This is a genomic window from Microlunatus kandeliicorticis, assembly GCF_014137855.1.
GTDB lineage: Bacteria > Actinomycetota > Actinomycetes > Propionibacteriales > Propionibacteriaceae > Microlunatus > Microlunatus kandeliicorticis.
Window position 1 is genome coordinate 20,952 of record NZ_JACGWT010000003.1, and the last position, 17,919, is coordinate 38,870.

The window sequence follows — 17,919 nt, forward strand, 5'->3', positions numbered from 1 at the left end:
CTCGCGATCGGCCCGCACGGTGACGTCCTGCTCGTTACGATCAACCGTGTCCCGCGCCGAGCCTGCCACCTGGCGCGAGAACGCCGCCGGGACCCGGTCCGCCGAGGCGTCCTCGCGGGTGCTGTGGCAGGCGCGTGAGCTGATCGGTTTCCTCGCCCTCCGCGACCTGCGGGTCCGGTACAAGCAGGCCGGCCTCGGCGTCATCTGGGTGCTGCTCCAGCCGGTCGCCACCGTGGTCGTCTTCACCCTGGTGTTCGGCCGGCTGGCTCGGGTCGGCAGCGACGGCCTCCCCTACCCGCTGTTCGCCATCGCCGGGATGGTGACCTGGACCTACTTCTCGGCCGCGGTGCTGCGGGGCAGTGAGTCGCTGGTGTCCAACCCCGAGCTGGTGACCAAGGTCGCCTTCCCCCGGCTGGCCGCTCCCGCGGCCGCGCTGGTCCCGCCGCTCGTCGACCTCGCGGTCTCGCTGCCCCTGGTGCTCGTGCTGGCGCTGGTCTATCGGGTCGGCCCGCACTGGAGCCTGCTCGCGGTACCGCTGTGGGCCGCGGTCACCGTGCTGACCGCTTTCGGGTTCGCGGCCTGGCTGGCGGCGCTGAACGTCCGCTTCCGCGACGTCCGCCAGGCGCTGGGTCCGCTGCTCCAGATCTGGCTGTTCGCCAGTCCGGTCGCCTACCCGGCCTCGCTGCTGAGCGGCTGGCCGGCCCTCGTCTACGCGGTCAACCCGGTGGTCGGGGTGCTCGGGCTCGGCCGCTGGGCCCTCCTCGGCGCCCCGTGGCCCGGCTGGCCGCTGCTGGTCTCGCTGAGCGTCGCCACGGTCGTGCTGGCCTCGGGGCTGGCCTACTTCCGGTCGGCCCAGCGCTGGTTCGCGGACGTGATCTGAGTGTCCACCGTGATCGAGGTCGAACGGCTGGGCAAGCGCTACCGCCTCGGTCATCGGACCAACGCCCGCGAGACGATCATGGAGGCGCTCGCCCGGCCGTTCCGTGGCCCGGCCGACCCCGGGCAGCTCTGGTCGCTCCGCGACGTCGGCTTCACGGTGGTCGAGGGCGAGTCGATCGGCATCGTCGGCGCGAACGGCGCCGGCAAGAGCACGCTGCTCAAGATCCTGGCCGGCATCACCGCCCCCACCGAGGGTGTCGCGCGCACCCGAGGACGGGTGGCGCCGCTGCTCGAGGTCGGCACCGGGTTCCACCCGGAGCTGAGCGGCCGCGAGAACGTCTTCCTCAACGGCGCCGTGCTCGGTCTGAGCCGTCGGGACATCGCCCGTCGCTTCGACGACATCGTCGCCTTCTCCGGCGTCGAGCGGTTCCTCGACACCCCGGTCAAGCGCTACTCCAGCGGCATGTACCTCAGGCTCGCCTTCAGCGTGGCCGCCCACCTCGAACCGGACGTCCTCGTCGTCGACGAGGTCCTCGCGGTCGGCGACGCCGAGTTCCAGGAGCGGTGTCTCGGGCGGATGCGGGAGGCGGGGCGGGCCGGCCGCACCGTGGTCTTCGTCAGCCACGATCTCGGCGCGCTCGCCCGGCTCTGCCCGCGCTCGCTGTGGCTCGACCGCGGACGGCTCCGAGCCGACGGACAGACCGAGGGGGTGATCCGTGACTACCTCGCCGCCGGGTCGGTGCCGGAGACCGCGCAGGCACTGCCGGAGGTCGAGACCGGCGGCGGACGCGGCCCGGTCCGGCTCCGGAGCGTCGAGGTCACCCGCGGAGGCGCGGACCTCGGGGACGCGCGCGGTGCGGCGACGGTCCTGCTGCGCGGTGACGCGCTGGCCGTCCGGATCGCCTTCGACGTCCTCGACGCGGTGCCCGGACTCGACCTGGCGGTCTACCTGACCGACGGACGCGGGGTGCGGCTGCTCGACCAGACGCTCTCCGACGACCCCGGACGGAGAGGGCTGCGCACCGGTCCGCACCGCCTGGTCTGGGAGCTCCCGCCGATGTTCAACGTCGGAGAATTCTCCGTCGGCGTCTGGGCCGGGACCGCTCACGACGAATACCTCGACCTGCCGGCGGCCGGCCGCTTCACGCTCCGGGGCGGGGACGACGACCGGCCCGACCGGGTGGTCACCACCCGGTTCCCCCTGCACGTCGAACCGGACGACCGGCTCCCCTGATCACCGGTCGACAGCCGCCGACGGCACCGGCCGGATCAACCGAGGGTGGTGAACCGCGTCCCGACCGCGGTCAGCCGTTCGAGCACCGCCGGCAGCGCGCTGAGCGTGGCCCCGCGGGTCAGCGCGCGCGGGTGCCAGGGCTGCTCGATCCAGTCGTGCAGCAGCACCACGTCGCCCGGACGCGACCCGGCGACCGCCTCCTCGACCGCCGAGGCCTCCGCGTCGGGGTGCCAGTCCTGCGGGTCCAGGCTCCACAGCGTCGGGCGGAGCCCGAGACGGCGGAGCTGGACGGCTCGCACCGGGTCGAGCCACCCGCGGGGTGGTCGGAACAGCCGGACGGGCTCCCCCAGCGCCTCCGCCACGGCGAGGTGACCCCGCCGGTAGTCCTCGGCCAGCGCCCGCAGCGGGGCGCGCTGGGGGTCTGGGTGACTCCAGCTGTGCGAGCCGATCGCGTGGCCCTCGGCACGGATCCGTCGCAACAGCCCGGGGTGCGCGACGGCGTTCCGACCGACGCAGAAGAACGTGGCACGGACGCCGGCGTCGCCGAGCAGGTCGAGGACCCGGTCGGTAGTGCCCGGGTGGGGGCCGTCGTCGAAGGTCAGCGCGACCGCGTCGGCCCCGGTGCGCCGCTGTGCACCGGCGAGGGCGTCGACGACCTTGCCGCGGGAGGCCTGGACCCGGGGCCGCACCTCGGCGGCGAGCCGTCGGCGCAGCCGGCCCGGCAGCCGGCGCACCGCGGACCTCACGGGCGGCGTCACCGGCGAGGTCACGACATCGCCCGCGTGGCCCGGACCCCGACCACCAGCGGGTACTGCGGGTCGGTCGGGTCGAGCGCGTCGGCACTCAGCTCGTGCACGGCCAGACCGGTGAGGAAGGCGGTGCTGCTCAACACGTTGCCCCAGCTGCGGACCTCGACCTCGCCGTCGTCGAACACCGGCTCGAACAGCCGCCGCGCGGCCGTCGGCGTCAACGACCAGTACCAGGTCTCGGCCCAGCGGTCGGTCGCCACCTGGCTGATCCCCGGGACGGTCAGCAGCAGCGTCCCACCCGGCCGCAGCAGCCGGTGCAGGGTCCGCGCCGCGGCCTCCAGGTCCCAGATCAGGTGCAGAGTCTGGGTGACGATCAGGCAGTCGAACGAAGCCGAGGCCAGCTGCGGTGCGTCGGCCAGGTCGGCGACCACGGTGGTACCCGGGATGGTTGGGTCGATGTTGAGTACGGCGGAGCTGCGGACCCGGTCAGCGCCGAAGGCTCGGGTGTAGGCGTCGTCCCCCACCTCGAGCACGTCGCCGGACACCAGGTGCGCGTGCTCGCCGAGGAACCTCTCGATGTACCAGCGGTCGATCGGCTGACCCCGGTCGTAGCCGAACTGCCGGCTCGCCGGCTCCAGCCGGCGCGAACAGGTCGCCCGCAGGATCTGCCGCTCGACTCCGACGCGGACCCGCCGGACCGGCGCCTTGACCGGCTCCGGCGTCGCCGATCGCAGCGTGCGCACCACCTGTCCGGCCCGCCTCCTCGCCCTGGCCGTCGGCCGGGCCGCCCGCTCATGCTCGACGAGCTGGCGGGCCACCTCGGTGCGCAGCGCTCGAAGCGTGCCGCTGTCCGGGCCGGAACCGGCCACCAGGTCCGGCGCGGTCAGTCCGTCCTCCGCGAGCCACCGCAGATAGGCCTCCCGCGACGGGTTCGGGTCGACCGGGTGATAGCTGCGGTCGGCCACCGCGCGGGCCGAGGACGACGCGCCGTGTCGGCGGTAGAACGCCGTCTTCGCTCCGCTCACCACCGCCGTCCGGCGCAGGTAGAGCCGGGCCAGCAGCACCTGGTCCTCGTACATCCCGGTGAAGCGCGCGACGCCGCCACCGACCGCGCGCAGCGTCTCGCGACGGACCAGCAGGCTGCAGGTCGGTGTGCTGACCGCCCCGTCCCGGAGGACCGCGGCCAGCAGGTGCGGCGGCGCGACCAGAGCGCCCGGCGCCGCCGGGAGCGGCGACCAGGCGTCGCTCGCGTCCGGGTCGCCCCAGCTGCGCCAGTCGAGCGCGCGACCGACGACGAGGTCGGCCTCCGGATGGGCGTCGAGCAGAGCCACCTCACCGGCCAGGTGGTCGGGAGCCCACCGGTCGTCGGCGTCGAGGAAGGCGACCAGGTCGGCCGACGCGGCCGCGATCCCGAGGTTGCGACTGTGGCTCATCCCGAGGTGGGCGTGGCCCGGGTGCTCGAGGTAGCGCACCCGGTCCGGTGCGGCAGCGGCGCGCGCCCGCGCGAGATCGGTGGCCCGGGCGCCGGACCCGTCGTCGCAGAGCAGCAGCTCGACCGCGGGCAGGCTCTGGACCAGGACGCTGTCGATCGCCTCGGCGAAGAAGTTCGCCGGAGGGTCGCGGAAGATCATCACCACCGACACCCTGGGCCGGTCCACCGCCTCCGCCACGGCGTCCAGGGTGCCAGCCACCGGGCGCGCGCGCTGACGGCGCAGTCGAATCGGACCCGGATCCTGGCCCGGTGCTGTGGATCGGGGCGGTGATGAACCGATCGCCTGACAATGCACCCGGCGCCACCTAGGGTCGGATGGCGTGCCGGCCGGGATCCGGAACCGGGGGCACGCACGGGGATCGGGGCCGGGATGACTGCTGCACTGCTCGACGGGCGCGTCGGATGACGGACGCCGGCCGCGCCCGGTCGCTGGTGACCGGTGGCGGCGGGTTCATCGGTGCGCACCTGGTGCGTGCCCTGCTGGCCCGGGGCGAGCGGGTCACCGTGCTCGACGACTTCTCCACCGGCGACCGGGCGAACCTGGGCGACCTGCGCCACCATCCGCGCCTCTCCGTCGTCGAGGGCGACGTCTGTGACGTCCGCATCCCCGCGGCGGACCGGATCTACCACCTCGCGTGCCCGGCCTCGCCGGTCTGGTACCAGCGCGATCCGATCCGCACCCTGCGCACCTGCACCGTCGGCACGCTCGCCGTCCTCGAGTCCGCGCGTTCGACCGGGGCGACGGTGCTGCTCTCGTCCACCTCCGAGGTCTACGGCGACCCGGCCGTCCACCCCCAGCCGGAGGACTACTGGGGTCACGTCAACCCGGTCGGTCCGCGGGCCTGTTACGACGAGGGCAAGCGCGCCGCGGAGGCGTTGTGCTTCAGCTACCACCGCCAACACGGGACGGCGATCAAGGTGGCGCGCATCTTCAACACCTACGGGCCGGGGATGCGAGCCGACGACGGTCGCGTGATCTCGAACTTCGTCGTCCGTGCGCTGGCCGGGCGCGCGCTGGAGCTCGCCGGAGACGGCTCGCAGACCCGTTCGTTCTGCTACGTCGACGACCTGGTCGACGGGCTGATCCGGCTGATGGACAGCCCGGACGAGGTGACCGGACCGGTCAATCTCGGCAATCCCGAGGAATACACGATCGCCCAGCTGGCCGACCGGGTGCTCGACCTGGTCGGCGGCCCGAGCCGGATCGTGCACGTGCCGCTGCCCACCGACGACCCGGCTCGACGCCGGCCCGACATCAGCACCGCGCGCCGGGTGCTCGGGTGGGTCCCGCACACCGCGCTCGACGACGGGCTGCCCCGCACCGTCGACCACTTCCGCCGCCAGGACCCGTCGACCCGGCAGGCGAAGCGGGCCGGATGACGCAGGAACCCGAGGTGACGCCCGAGGTGACGGTGGTGATCCCGAGCCACAACCGTCGTCGGCTGATGGCCCGGACGCTGCACGCCGTGCTGGCCCAGCGGGACGTCGCGCTCGAGGTGCTGGTGGTCGACGACGGCAGTCGAGACGACACCACCGCCTGGCTCAGCGCGCACCCCGATCCCCGGGTCCACGCGCACCGGCATCCCGAGCCGCGCGGGGTGTCCGCGGCCCGGAACACCGGCCTGGCCTCGGCCCGGGGTCGGTGGGTCGCCTTCACCGACGACGACGACCTGTGGGCGCCCGACAAGCTGCGGCTGCAGCTGGACGCCCTCGCCGACGACCCGGGCACGCGCTGGTCGTGCGTCGGCGCGGTCAACGTCGACCTTGGCGCGCGACCGCACCTCTGGCACCTGCCGCTGGAGAGCCGGGACCTGGGCGTGACCCTGTTGCGCATCAACTGCGTTCCCGGGGGCGGATCCGGTGTCCTGGTCGACCGCGCGCTGGCGGTCGAGCTCGGCGGCTTCGACGAGGCGATCTCCAACCTCGCCGACTGGGACTTCTACATCCGGCTGGGGTTGGCCGCCCCGGTCGCGCCGGTGCACCGGCTGCTGGTCGGGTACCTGGTCGACGCCGGCGGGATGGCTCACGGCATCGGTCGGTCGGAGCGCGAGTACCGCTACCTCGACGTCAAGCACGAGCGCGACCGCCGGGCGCGCGGGGTCGAGCTCGACCGCGTGAACTGGCTCTCCTATCTCGGTGGTCTCGCCTATCACAGCGGCCAGCGGGCCACCGCGACCCGGCTGCACGGCACCCTCGCCGCGCGGCACGGCCAGTCGCGCTCGGTCCGCACCGCCGTCGGCAGCTGGCTGCCGCTCTCGGTCAAACGAGCACGGCAGGCCGCCTGGCTCACGCGAAGCCCGCTGCCCGAGCCGTGTGAGTGGCTGGAGCCCTACCAGTCGGGCTGGTTGGACGACCCGCGCGGCGACTGAGCCCCTCGAGCAGCGCTCAGGCCAGCACGTCGGCGAGGTCGAACCGGACGACCTCCTCGAGCTGGGCGTAGGTGCAGCTGCGCGGGTCGCGGTCCGGACGCCAGCGGTTGAACTGGGCGGTGTGCCGGAACCGGTTGCCCTCCATGTGCTCGTAGCGCACCTCGACCACCAGCTCCGGTCGGAGCGGGGTGAAGGAGAGGTCCTTGCCGCCGGTCCAGCGGCTGCCCTCGGAGTTCCGCGGGGTCCGGTTGCCCTCGAGCTGGCGGGCCCAGGCCCACGGGTGGTCGTCGAAGCTGGTGACCAGCGGCTGCAGCTCGGTGAACAGCTCCTGCCGCCGGGCCATCGGGAAGGCGCCGATCACGCCGACCGAGAGCAGCTGACCCGGCTCGCCCCAGCGGCCGTCGTCGTCGTAGAGGCCCAGCAGCAGCGAGCCGATCGCGTCGTCGCCGGTCTTGTGGGTGCGGTAGCCGGCCACCACGCAGTCGGCGGTCCGCTCGTGCTTGATCTTGGCCATCACCCGCTTGTTCTGCTGGTAGCCGGTGCCCAACGGCTTGGCCACCACCCCGTCGAGGCCGGCGCCCTCGAACCGGTGGAACCAGTCGCGAGCCAGCTCGGCGTCGCGGGTCACCGAGGTCAGGTAGACCGGGGGCTCGGCCCCCTCGAGCGCCTCCTCCAGCCGGGCGCGCCGCTCGGCGAACGGCCGGCCGGTGAGGTCCTCGTCGCCGAGCGCCAGCAGGTCGAAGGCCACGAACCGCGCCGGGGTCTGCTGGCTGAGCAGCCGCACCCGGCTGGCCGCCGGGTGGATCCGCTGCTGGAGGGCGTCGAAGTCGAGCCGGTCCCCGGTGCCGCCGACCACCACGATCTCGCCGTCCACCACGCAGCGCTCGGGCAGGTTGGCCCGCACCGCCTCGACCACCTCGGGGAAGTAGCGGGTCATCGGCTTCTCGTTGCGGCTGCCGATCTCCACCTCGTCGCCGTCGCGGAAGATCACCGACCGGAAGCCGTCCCACTTCGGCTCGTAGCTGTACTCGCCGGTCGGGATCTCCTTGACCGCCTTGGCCAGCATCGGCGCGACCGGCGGCATCACGGGCAGCTGCATCGGCTCAATCTAGGCCCTTCCTCAGGTCCGCGGTCGAGACACCGGGAGGTCGGTGCGGGCGCCCTAGACTCGCAGACGTGACGGACCGGACGACGCGCGCGGAGCCCGCGCTCGAGGCGACCGGGCTGACCGTCCGGTTCGGCGACCGGACCGCCCTCGACGACCTGAGCCTGACCGCGGCCCGTGGCGCGATCACCGCCCTGCTCGGCCCGAACGGCGCCGGCAAGACCACCTTCCTGCGGTGCTGCACCGGGCTGATCCGGCCCTCGGCGGGCCGGGTCCGGGTGCTCGGCCACCCGGCGGGCAGCCCGGCCGCGACGGTCGGCATCGGCTCGATGCCGCAGAGCACCGGCGCCTGGTCCGGGATCCGTCCGCTCGAGCTGCTGCGCCACCTCGCCGGGCTGTACGCCCACCCGCTGCCCGTCGACGCGCTCGCCGCCCGGCTCGGCATCGACGACTTCGCCCGCACCCCCTACCGGCGGCTCTCCGGCGGCGAGAAGCAGGCGGTCAACCTGGCCGGCGCGCTGGTCGGCCGACCCGAGCTGGTCTTCCTCGACGAACCGACCGCCGGGATGGACCCGCACGCCCGCCGCGCGACCTGGGCCCTGCTCGGCGAGCTCCGCGAGGCCGGGGTCAGCCTGCTGCTCACCACCCACGCGATGGACGAGGCCGCCACCCTCGCCGACCGGGTCCACATCGTCGACGGCGGCCGGGTCCGGCTGTCCGGCACGGTGGCCGAGCTGACCGGCGACGGCCGGTCGCTCGAGGACGTCTTCCTGGCCAGCACCTCCCCGCACGCCGTCTCGCCCAGCGGGGCCGAGCGGTGAGCGCCCCGACCGCCCCGGCCCTCGACCTGACGCCGGCACCGGCCGCCGCTCCGGCCCCCTCGCGGGTGCTCCGGCAGGCCCGGACCGAGGCGCTGCTGCTGGTCCGCAACGGCGAGCAGCTGCTGCTCGCTCTGGTCATCCCGCTCGCGGTGCTGGCCGCCGGACGCTTCTTCGAGGCCCGGATCGGCTCGTTCCAGCTGCTCGCCCCGTCGGTGCTGGCCCTCGCCGTCTGGTCGACCTGCTTCACCTCGGTGGCGATCAGCACCGGCTTCGAGCGTCGCTACGGCGTGCTCGAACGACTCGCCGCCACCCCGCTCGGCAAAGGCGGTCTGCTGCTCGGCAAGGCCCTCGCGGTGCTCGCGGTGCTGGTCGGCCAGCTCCTGGTCATCGCGGTCGCCGCCCTGCTGCTCGGCTGGCGGCCGTCGGCCACCGTCGGCTCCGCCGCCACCGGCGTGCTGGCGGTGCTGCTCGGCGGGGCCGCGTTCGTCGCGCTGGCGCTGCTGCTGGCCGGCCGACTGCGGGCCGAGGCCACCCTCGGGCTGGCCAACGTGATCTACGTCCTGCTGCTCGCCGGCGGGGCCCTGCTGGTGCCGCTCGACCGCTATCCGGCGGCCGTCCGCGGCGCGCTCGAGCTGCTCCCCACCGCCGCCCTCGGCGAGGCGGTCCGCGCGGCCGCCACCGGAGGGGCCCTCGGCTGGCCGTTGCTCGTCCTGCTCGTCTGGCTGGCGGTCGCCGGCCTGCTCACCCGGAAGGTGTTCCGTTGGCTGTCCTGACCCCCGACCGCACGACCGAGACGCCGGTCCGCCGCACCGGCGGCGCGCTCCGTGGCCTCGCGGTCGCCACCCTGGTGGCCAACATCGGCATCATCGTCACCGGCGGCCTGGTCCGGCTGACCAGCTCGGGCCTGGGCTGCCCCACCTGGCCGCGGTGCACGCCGGAGAGCTTCGTCACCCACCCGGCCCTCGGCATCCACGGCGCGATCGAGTTCGGCAACCGGCTGCTCACCTTCGTGCTGCTGATCATCGCGGTGCTGACGCTGCTGGCGGCGGTGTTCCACCGCGAGGACGGGCGCCGCCGTCGCGACCTCATCGTGCTGACCGCCGGGCTGCTCTTCGGGATCCCGTTCCAGGGGGTCATCGGCGGGATCTCGGTGCTGACCAAGCTCAACCCGTTCGTGGTCGCGCTGCACCTGATCCTGTCGATGGTGCTGGTCGCGCTGTCGGTCTGGCTGGTCCGGCTGACCTGGCGGGCCCGGGTCACCCCGGTCGGCACCGGCCGGTGGACGCTGACCCGGCTGACCTGGGTCGCGCTGTGGGTCACCGTCTGGCTCGGCACCATCGTCACCGGCACCGGCCCGCACGCGGGCGACGCCAACGCCCCCCGGACCGGGTTCGACGGCCTGCTGGTCACCCACGTCCACGCCGCCTCGGTCTACGTCAGCGTCGCGCTCACCATCGTCGCGCTGATCGCGCTCCGCAGCCGGGCCGCGGTGCTGCTGCTGGTGATCGAGCTGGCCCAGGGCGGCATCGGCTTCTGGCAGTACTTCACCGGGCTGCCGATCCAGATCGTCATCTTCCACCTGCTCGGCGCCGCCGGCACGGTCGCGCTGGCCACCAACCTCGCGCTCTCGGTCCGGCGCACCCGGGTGCCGGCCACCCCCTGAGGCCCGCCCCGCCCCGCCGGAGGTGCGCCGATCCGCGTGGCGTGCGTCGCCACGCGGTTTCCGGGATACTTTCCCCGCGAAAGCCCCTCCACGCCGATGATCGACGCCGATCGGTGGCCCGACGAAAGGCCGCGCGGTGCGCCTCAGACCCCTCCTGCTCTACGGCGGCGCCTACCTGGTGCTGACCCTGGCTGGTCAGCTCGCGCTGCAGCGCGACAACCCGCTGCCCTTCCTCTGGCCGGCCGCCGGCGTCGCGGTCACCTGGTGTCTGCGGGCCCGGACCCGACGTGAGCTCTGGATCGCGCTCGGCGCGATCTGCGTGCTGACCGCCGTCTGGTTCGGGATCGGCGACGGAGCGCCGGTCGCGGCGCTGCTCACCGTGGGGACCTTCGGGATCGCCCTGCTGCCCCGGCTGGTGGTGTCGCTGGCCCGACGGTCCGGGGTCGGGGTCTCCCCCGCGCCGCTGGTGCTCCGCCGGCCGGTCGACTTCCCGGTGCTCGCCGTCGGCTGTCTGGCCGGCGGGGCGACCAGCGCGCTGGCCGCCGGCGGAGCGACCTGGGCGGCGACCGGAGAGGTCGCGGGGACCCAGCTGCTCGGCTGGCTGCTCGGCAACAGCGTCGGCGCGTTCACGGTCGCGGCCACGATCCTCGCCGTGCTCGGGGCCCGGACGGTGCGACCGGCGCCGCTGCCCCGGTGGGCCCGGATCCGCACCGCCGAGCGGGTCGCGGTCTTCGTCGCGGCGATCGCGCTGACTCTCATCATCTTCGCGCCGGGCCAGCGGTTGACGCTGTCCTTCCTGCTGCTGGTGGTGGTGGTCTGGGCCGGGATGCGGCTGCGCCCGGACGAGGCCGCCGTCCTCGGGCTGCTGCTGGTGGTCGCCTCGGTGGTGATGGTGCGCTTCTTCGCCGGCGGCCCGTTCGCCCTGATCCAGCCGCTCGCCCTGCAGGTCGTGGTGCTCCAGGCGTTCGTCGGGGTCGCCTACGGCGTGGCCGTGATGATCTCGCTGGTCGCCGCCGACCGGAACGAGCTCGCGGCCCGGTTGATCGGCTCCGAACAGGCGGCTCGCGAGGACGCCGCCCGGTTGCGCGCGGTCACCGACAACACCAGCGAGGCGATCATCGTCGTCGACCGGGAGGGCCGGCACCTGCTCCGCAACCCGGTGGCCGAGCGGCTGATCGGTGCGATCGACGTGGACGACGCCGCGAACCAGCGGCTCGCCCTCGGCCGGATGTACGGGCTCGACGGCAAGCTGCTCGACTGGCCGCAGATGCCGGTGGTGCGGGCGTTCGGGGGCGAGACGGTCCGCGAGTTCCCGGTCCGGCACAAGGCGTTCGGCGCCTCCCGGGTGTGGGCCATCGACGCGGTGCCGCTGCGCCGCGGCCCGGACGGCACACCCGAGCACATCCTGGTGCTGGTCCGGGACATCACCAGCGAGCAGGAACGGCTGGAGCAGCTGGAGCAGTTCGCCGCCACCGTGGCGCACGACCTGCAGGGCCCGATCGCCGGGGTGATCGGCTGGGCCGAGACCGGTCTCGACCAGCTGGACGCCGACGGCCCGGAGGTCCGCACCGAGCTGGGCAACACCTTCGGCCGGATCCAGCGCTCGGCCCGCCGCGCGCAGCGGTTGATCAACGACCTGCTCGGTTACGCCAGCGCCCGGACCGCGCCGGTCGCCCCCGCCCCGGTCGATCTCGACGCCCTGGTCGACGCGCTGACCCAGGAACTGCTCGAACGCCACCCGGACCCCGCGGCGGCGATCACCCGCGACCGGCTCGGCACCGTCCGGGCGGACGCGGCGATGATGCGTCAGGTGCTCGGCAACCTGCTCGGCAACGCGCTCAAGTACGCCCACCCGGAGCGGAGCGCGCGGGTGCACGTCGGCGCGGCCCGCCGCGACGGCCAGCTGGTGCTCGAGGTCAGCGACAACGGCATCGGGGTGCCGCGGGACCAGCGCGAGCTGATCTTCGACGCCTTCCACCGGGTGGCCGGCTCCGGGAGCGTGTCGGGCACCGGGCTGGGCCTGGCCATCTGCGCGCAGGCGGTCGCCCGGCACGGCGGGACGATCGCGGTCACCGACCGGGCCGACGGGCCCGGGAGCACCTTCGTGGTCACCCTCCCCGACCAGCAGCGTCCCGACCCGGTGCGGACCGGAACGCCGACGGCGAGCGTCCGCTGAACCGCCGGAACCGGGTGGAGAAGTAGAGCGGATCGTCGTAGCCGACCGCCGCCGCCACCTCGGTGACCGTCCGGCCGGTCAGCCGGAGCAGCTGCGCCGCCGCCTGCATCCGCTGCTGCTCGAGGAAGTCCCGCGGCGACAGACCCAGCTGCTCGCTGAACAGGTGGGTCAGCCGGGAGGCCGACAGCCCCACCGCGGCGGCCAGCCCGGCCACGGTCAGCGGCTCGGCCAACCGGGTGCTGATCAGCTCGAGCACGGTGATCAGCCGCGGGTCGGTGCGCCCGGAGCCGGGACGCTGGGTCGAGGCCCAGAGCAGCACCTGCTCGAGTGCGTTCAGCCCGAACAGCTCCGCCCGGGCCAGCCCGCTGCGGCTGAGCGTCACCGTCTGGTCGAACGCCTCGCGCACCCGGCGACCGGCCTCGCCGTCGACCCGGATCCGTCCGAGACCCGGCGCCAGCAGCGGCCAGTCGAGGAGCGGCAGCCACTCGGTCCGCGGGTGGAAGTGGGCGAACTGCAGCAGCCACTCGCCGGCCCCGTCGGCGGTGCCGTAGTCGTGCAGGGTCCGCGGGGCCAGCAGCACCAGGTCACCGGGCTCGCTCTCCACCTCCCCGCCGGCGTAGCCGAACCGGCCGCGCCCGCCGACCGTGTGGATCACCAGCCAGTCCTCGGTGCCCCGCGATCGCCAGGTGTCGTAGGCCGGCCCCTCGGCGAAGCGGCCTGCCTCGAGCCGGTCGAACTGCGGGATCAACGCCTCGACGCGCGGGCGACGGTGGGTGCGCACAGCAGGATCTTCCATGGATCCGGCCGCCTGTGCCATGGCGGGGCCCCGCGACGGCGGACGAAAATCAGGTCATGACCGCACTGACCGCCGAGATCTCCGAGGCGACCGCGCACTACGACCGCGACGGCGTGGTGCTGATCCGTCAGCTGATCAGCCCGGCCGAGATCGCCGAGATCCGCGACACCTTCACCGCCCAGGTCGAGACCGACGACAGCCTCAACTTCGACGACCACCTCGATCCTGACGACATCCTCAGCCGCTACCCGCGCTTCGTGCACCCGCACCGGCACCCGGAGACGGCGGCCGGTCGGATCGCCCGCCGGATGATGACCGACCCGCGGATCATCGAGGTGGTCACCGAGCTGCTCGGGCCGGTCTACGGCGCCCAGTCGATGTTCTACTTCAAGCCGCCCACCGCCCGCGGTCAGGCGCTGCACCAGGACAACCTCTTCCTCCAGGCGCACCCCGAGACCTGTCTGGCCGCCTGGATCGCGGTCGACGACTGCGACGGCGAGAACGGCGGGCTGATGGTGGTGCCCGGTTCGCACCGGATCCAGATCCTCTGCCCCGAGGACGCCGACGAGAGCGAGTCGTTCTCCACCGCCACCGTGCCGGTGCCCGACGACGTCGAACGGGTGCAGACCGTGATGAAGGCCGGCGACGTGCTGTTCTTCCACGGCAGCCTGGTGCACGGCTCGAAGCCGAACACCAGCACCGACCGGTTCCGGCGATCGCTGATCTTCCACTACATCCCGCGGGCCAGCGTCGAGGTCGCCCAGTTCTATCTCCCGCTCGTCGACCCGGACGCCGAGCCCGGCTCGGACGAGGCGTGGATGCAGGCCGCCCCGGAGGGCGGGCCGTGCGGCCTGAGCTGGGCCGCTGAGGGGCACTGACCGGCCCTGACCGGCCCAGCCCGGTGACGGATCGGACGCGACACGTCGGGGTCGGTTTCCGGCGCGGCACTGGATCGTGCCAGCGGCACGCGGCATAATCCCTGCTCGCGTGCCTTTCGAGTCGGTGGAGGCGTTCCTCCGTCGACGCAGGGCCGGGTGAGCAGCTGATCCGGTGATCGGGAGCGCGGATCGTGACGCCCCCCACACGATCGCCGGATCGTGCGGCCGACGAAAGAAGTCCCGCCGCGTGCGTGTTCGTCTCGCCCTGAGCTACGGCAGTGCGTTCCTCGCACTGAGCGTGCTCGGGCGACTCTCGTTGCAGCCGTCGACCGGGCTGGCGTTCTTCTGGCCCGCTGCCGGTGTCAGCGTGGCCTGGCTGCTCCGCTGCCGGACAGTGCGCGAGTCGCTGCAGGCGTGCGGCGTGGTGTTCGTGGCCGCCACCGCGGTGAGCCTGGCCACCCGGGCCGGGCTGCCCGCCTCGCTGCTGCTCGGCGCGGGGAACGTCGCGGTGGCTGGACTTCCCCGGCGGCTCGTGCTGCTGCTCCGCGACCTCTCCTTCGGCTGGCGCCGGTGGCGCGGCACCCACGGACCGCGGCAACTGGGCCCGGCCCTCCCGGTGGTCCAGTCCCCGGCCGACTTCCTGCTGCTGCTCGTCGGTGTCGGCGTCGGTGCGGTGTTCAGCTCCCCGGCCGGCATGCTGGCCCTGCTGGTGCGGGACGCCGGGCCGCGGTGGATCGACTTCGTCGCCTGGATCGTCCGGAACGGGATCGGGGCGCTGGTGGTCGGCGGCACGATCCTCGCCGTCTCGGGAGCCCGTCGCTCAGCGGGCGGCCACCGCCGGGCCCCCGGGGTGGAGATCGCCCTGATCATGCTCGCCACCGTCGGTTCGGTCTGGCTGGTCTTCCGGCCCGGCCAGAGCCTCGTGCTCAGCTTCGTGCCGCTGGGCGTGGTCGCGTGGGCCGGGATGCGGCTGCGACCCGCCTGGGCCGCCGTCCAGGGCCTGCTGCTCGGGGCCTGGGTCGCGGTGGTGGTCCGGTTCTTCGGCCGCGGACCCCTGGGCGGCACCCTCGCGCCGCAGACCGAGGCCCTGGTCATCCAGCTCTACATCGGGCTCACCTTCGGGCTCGCGCTCGGCATCGCGCTGGTGGTCGCCGAACGCGACGCGATCGCGGCCCGGCTGCGACGGAGCGAGCAGCTGGCCCAGGCCCGGGCGGCCCAGCTGCGGGCGATCACCGAGACCATTCAGGAGGCTCTGGTGGTGATCGACCGAGCCGGGCGGGTGGTGCTCCAGAACCCGGTCGCGGCCGACCTGGTCGGACCCGACTCGGGCGCGGCCGCCCTGGAGGGTGTCGGGCTGACCGACGTGGGTGGCCGTCCGCTGGACCCGGCGCACGCCCCCGGCCGACGCGCGTTGGCCGGCGAGACGGTTCGCGACCTCACCGTCGTCGTTCGCGACGACGGTGTCCCGGTGCGCGTCCTCGCCGTCGACGCCGCCCCGTTGTGGCGACCGGAGGAGACCGCGCCGGGCGGGACCACCGCAGCACCCCGGCCGCACCGTCTCTGGGACGGGCTGCGCCCCGGCGCGGACGAGGAGCAGACCCCGCCGCAGCAGGCCGTGCTGGTGTTCCGGGACGTGACCGCGGCGCACGAGAAGGTCGAGCTGCTCGAGACCTTCGCGGCGACGGTCGCGCACGACCTGCAGAACCCGATCGCCAGCGTCCAGGGTTGGACCGAGAACGCCCTGGAGGAGCTCGACGACCGGCTCACCCCCGACCGCGACGGCCGGGTGCGGCGCAGCCTGACGCGGATCGGCAACGGGGCCGACCGGGCGCAGAACCTGGTCAACGACCTGCTCGGTTACTCGACGGCACGGACCGCGCAGATGCGCACCGAACCGGTCGACCTCGACCGGCTGGTCGACCAGATCCGGCGCGAGGTCACCGAGGACGCCGGTGACCGGCGGGTGCAGGTGACCCGCGGTCCGCTCGGCACGCTGCTGGCGGACCGCGGGATGGTGCGCCAGCTGTTGACCAACCTGATCGGCAACGCCGTCAAGTACACCGACAGCACCCGCTCCCCGGAGGTCGACGTCCGCCTCACCCAGGACGGGACGGAGGTGCTGCTGACCGTCACCGACAACGGCATCGGTGTCCCGCCCGCGCACCGCGAGCTGGTCTTCGACGCCTTCCACCGCGCCCCCACCCAGGGGCGCTACCCGGGTACCGGGCTCGGGCTGGCCATCTGCGCCTCGGTGGCCCGGCGGCACGGTGGCCGGATCAGCGTCAGCGATCGTCCCGACGGCCGGAGCGGCAGCGTCTTCACCGTGCGGCTGCCCGCGGACCTCGTCCAGCCGGAGGACCGGGTGACCGAGGGGGGCGCCGCCGCCCCGGCGGGGACCGCCGTGAGGCCGGAGCCGGCCCCGGCCCGTTCGACCTCTGCGGCTCCCCGGAGCGGTTGGGTGGCCGACCCGGCGGTGGCCACCGACGGCTGATCCGGTTGGATCGGCGGACGGGCGAGCGATCGGAGCGGACGTGTTCGGGTGGGACGAGGTGCTGCGGGCGCCGCGTGGGGTGCGCAGCCGGTCGTACAACGCGGAGAACCCCGACGGCGCGCCGGGATCCGCCGCCCGGGCCGCCTCCCCGCTCGGTCCGGGGCGCAAGGGCCGACCGGCCGTCGGTCTGGGATCCGGCGAGACGCTGACCCTGGCCGAGCTCGACGGGCCCGGCGTGGTCCGTCACCTCTGGCTGACCGTCCCCGACGTCACCGCCGCCGGGCCGTGGGTGCTCCGCGACCTGGTGCTGCGGGCGTACTGGGACGGGGCGCTGACGCCGGCGGTCGAGGTCCCGCTCGGCGACTTCTTCTGCAACGGGTTCGGCACCCGCGCGCTGGTCACCTCGGCGCCGATCGTGGTCGCGCCGACCGGCGGGATGAACTGCTGGTTCCCGATGCCCTTCCGAGAGCACGCCCGGCTGACGCTGGAGAACCAGCACCCCGGACGGGTCGACGGGATCTACTACCAGGTCGACTGCTCGGTCGGTGACCCGCTCGAAGCCGACGCCACGGTGTTCTGCGCGCAGTGGCGACGCTCGAACGGATCCACCGCTCCGGGCGAGGACCACGTGCTGCTCGACGGGGTCGAGGGGGCCGGGCACTACGTCGGCAGCTACCTCGGGCTGACCGCGCTCGAGCGCTACTGGTGGGGCGACGGGGAGATGAAGTTCTTCGTCGACGCCGACAGCGCGCACCCGAGCCAGACCAGCACCGGGCTCGAGGACTACGCCGGCGGGGCGTGGGCCTTCCAGGACGCGCTCCGGGTCGACCCGCCGCCGGTGCCGCTCACCTTCAGCGCGCCCTACTGCGGCTACCCGTTCTACGCAGCGACCGACACCACCGGCGCTTCGCCGTTCACCCCGGCGATGCCCCAGTCGCACGGCCTCTACCGCTGGCACCTGCCCGACCCGGTGGTCTTCACCGAGCGGATCCGGGTCACCGTCCAGCAGATCGGCGCCTGGGACCACGGCCTCTTCGAGCGCAGCGACGACGTCAGCACCGTCGCCTACTGGTACCAGACCGGCCCGGTCGCCGCCTTCCCGCCGCTCCCCGACCGGGCCGCCCGCCGCCCCCGGTGACCCCGCTCGCTGACCGGCCGGCCGGCACGCGCGCTGAGCCCGTCGAAGCGCGCTGAGCCTGTCGAAGCGCGCTGAGCCTGTCGAAGCGCGCTGAGCCTGTCGAAGCGCGGTCCGAGAAACGTGTGCTG

The 17,919-nt window shown here is 74.0% G+C and carries 15 protein-coding genes; 11 read left to right on the forward strand and 4 right to left on the reverse strand.

All coding sequences use genetic code 11. The annotated features are described in order from the left end of the window. Window positions 1–46: 46 nt before the first annotated feature. Both FHX74_RS09215 and FHX74_RS09220 read left to right on the forward strand, forming a co-directional pair. On the forward strand, window positions 47–880 hold the full coding sequence (locus tag FHX74_RS09215) for an ABC transporter permease (RefSeq protein ID WP_182559858.1): 834 nt from the start codon (window positions 47–49) through the stop codon (window positions 878–880). Beyond that, window positions 881–2,113: an ABC transporter ATP-binding protein gene (locus FHX74_RS09220; protein WP_328823731.1), complete on the forward strand. Its 1,233-nt coding sequence runs from the start codon at window positions 881–883 to the stop codon at window positions 2,111–2,113. A gap of 35 nt (window positions 2,114–2,148) precedes the next feature. Here FHX74_RS09220 and FHX74_RS09225 read toward each other — a convergent pair whose 3' ends face one another. Both FHX74_RS09225 and FHX74_RS09230 read right to left on the reverse strand, forming a co-directional pair. Further along, on the reverse strand, window positions 2,149–2,859 hold the full coding sequence (locus FHX74_RS09225) for a polysaccharide deacetylase family protein (RefSeq protein ID WP_182559859.1): 711 nt from the start codon (window positions 2,857–2,859) through the stop codon (window positions 2,149–2,151). Between the two features lie 20 nt (window positions 2,860–2,879). Further along, window positions 2,880–4,553, reverse strand: a complete 1,674-nt coding sequence (locus FHX74_RS09230) for a glycosyltransferase (protein WP_182559860.1) — start codon at window positions 4,551–4,553, stop codon at window positions 2,880–2,882. Window positions 4,554–4,756: 203 nt separating this feature from the next. Here FHX74_RS09230 and FHX74_RS09235 point away from each other — a divergent pair, with 203 nt between their 5' ends. Both FHX74_RS09235 and FHX74_RS09240 read left to right on the forward strand, forming a co-directional pair. Next, complete coding sequence (locus FHX74_RS09235) at window positions 4,757–5,734, forward strand: UDP-glucuronic acid decarboxylase family protein (protein ID WP_182559861.1); 978 nt, start codon at window positions 4,757–4,759, stop codon at window positions 5,732–5,734. After that, window positions 5,731–6,723: a glycosyltransferase family 2 protein gene (locus FHX74_RS09240; RefSeq protein ID WP_182559862.1), complete on the forward strand. Its 993-nt coding sequence runs from the start codon at window positions 5,731–5,733 to the stop codon at window positions 6,721–6,723. The genes FHX74_RS09235 and FHX74_RS09240 overlap by 4 nt, the downstream gene beginning before the upstream one ends. A 16-nt stretch (window positions 6,724–6,739) precedes the next feature. Here FHX74_RS09240 and FHX74_RS09245 read toward each other — a convergent pair whose 3' ends face one another. After that, window positions 6,740–7,822: an ATP-dependent DNA ligase gene (locus tag FHX74_RS09245; protein ID WP_182559863.1), complete on the reverse strand. Its 1,083-nt coding sequence runs from the start codon at window positions 7,820–7,822 to the stop codon at window positions 6,740–6,742. A 77-nt stretch (window positions 7,823–7,899) separates the two neighbouring features. Between FHX74_RS09245 and FHX74_RS09250 the strand changes: the two genes are divergently transcribed. The 4 genes from FHX74_RS09250 to FHX74_RS09265 all read left to right on the forward strand — a co-directional run bounded on the left by FHX74_RS09250 (window position 7,900) and on the right by FHX74_RS09265 (window position 12,488). Beyond that, complete coding sequence (locus tag FHX74_RS09250; RefSeq protein WP_182559864.1) at window positions 7,900–8,649, forward strand: ABC transporter ATP-binding protein; 750 nt, start codon at window positions 7,900–7,902, stop codon at window positions 8,647–8,649. After that, window positions 8,646–9,422, forward strand: a complete 777-nt coding sequence (locus FHX74_RS09255; RefSeq protein ID WP_182559865.1) for an ABC transporter permease — start codon at window positions 8,646–8,648, stop codon at window positions 9,420–9,422. Before FHX74_RS09250 ends, FHX74_RS09255 begins: the two co-directional genes overlap by 4 nt. Beyond that, a complete protein-coding gene (locus tag FHX74_RS09260; RefSeq protein WP_182559866.1) occupies window positions 9,410–10,312 on the forward strand; it encodes a COX15/CtaA family protein in 903 nt (300 codons plus the stop codon). Before FHX74_RS09255 ends, FHX74_RS09260 begins: the two co-directional genes overlap by 13 nt. A gap of 136 nt (window positions 10,313–10,448) precedes the next feature. Next, window positions 10,449–12,488, forward strand: a complete 2,040-nt coding sequence (locus FHX74_RS09265; protein WP_182559867.1) for an ATP-binding protein — start codon at window positions 10,449–10,451, stop codon at window positions 12,486–12,488. On the opposite strand, the gene FHX74_RS09270 is transcribed toward FHX74_RS09265, so the two are convergent. Next, window positions 12,421–13,269 carry a helix-turn-helix domain-containing protein gene (locus FHX74_RS09270; RefSeq protein WP_182559868.1) on the reverse strand — a complete coding sequence of 283 codons (849 nt, stop codon included), beginning with the start codon at window positions 13,267–13,269 and terminating at the stop codon, window positions 12,421–12,423. The two genes, FHX74_RS09265 and FHX74_RS09270, sit on opposite strands and share 68 nt — an antisense overlap. Window positions 13,270–13,340: 71 nt before the next feature. Here FHX74_RS09270 and FHX74_RS09275 point away from each other — a divergent pair, with 71 nt between their 5' ends. From FHX74_RS09275 to FHX74_RS09285, 3 genes are all read left to right on the forward strand, one after another. Continuing rightward, on the forward strand, window positions 13,341–14,162 hold the full coding sequence (locus FHX74_RS09275; RefSeq protein WP_182559869.1) for a phytanoyl-CoA dioxygenase family protein: 822 nt from the start codon (window positions 13,341–13,343) through the stop codon (window positions 14,160–14,162). Between the two features lie 247 nt (window positions 14,163–14,409). After that, a complete protein-coding gene (locus FHX74_RS09280) occupies window positions 14,410–16,653 on the forward strand; it encodes an ATP-binding protein (protein WP_182559870.1) in 2,244 nt (747 codons plus the stop codon). A gap of 40 nt (window positions 16,654–16,693) precedes the next feature. Continuing rightward, window positions 16,694–17,791, forward strand: a complete 1,098-nt coding sequence (locus FHX74_RS09285) for a glycoside hydrolase family 172 protein (protein WP_182559871.1) — start codon at window positions 16,694–16,696, stop codon at window positions 17,789–17,791. Window positions 17,792–17,919: the final 128 nt, after the last annotated feature.

Excerpts from the sequence above, each read along its gene's own strand:
- FHX74_RS09235 (WP_182559861.1), top strand. The coding sequence starts at position 4,757 with ATGACGGACGCCGGCCGCGCCCGGTCGCTGGTGACCGGTGGCGGCGGG.
- FHX74_RS09240 (WP_182559862.1), top strand. The coding sequence starts at position 5,731 with ATGACGCAGGAACCCGAGGTGACGCCCGAGGTGACGGTGGTGATCCCG.
- FHX74_RS09245 (WP_182559863.1), bottom strand. The coding sequence starts at position 7,822 with ATGCAGCTGCCCGTGATGCCGCCGGTCGCGCCGATGCTGGCCAAGGCG.
- FHX74_RS09275 (WP_182559869.1), top strand. The coding sequence starts at position 13,341 with ATGACCGCACTGACCGCCGAGATCTCCGAGGCGACCGCGCACTACGAC.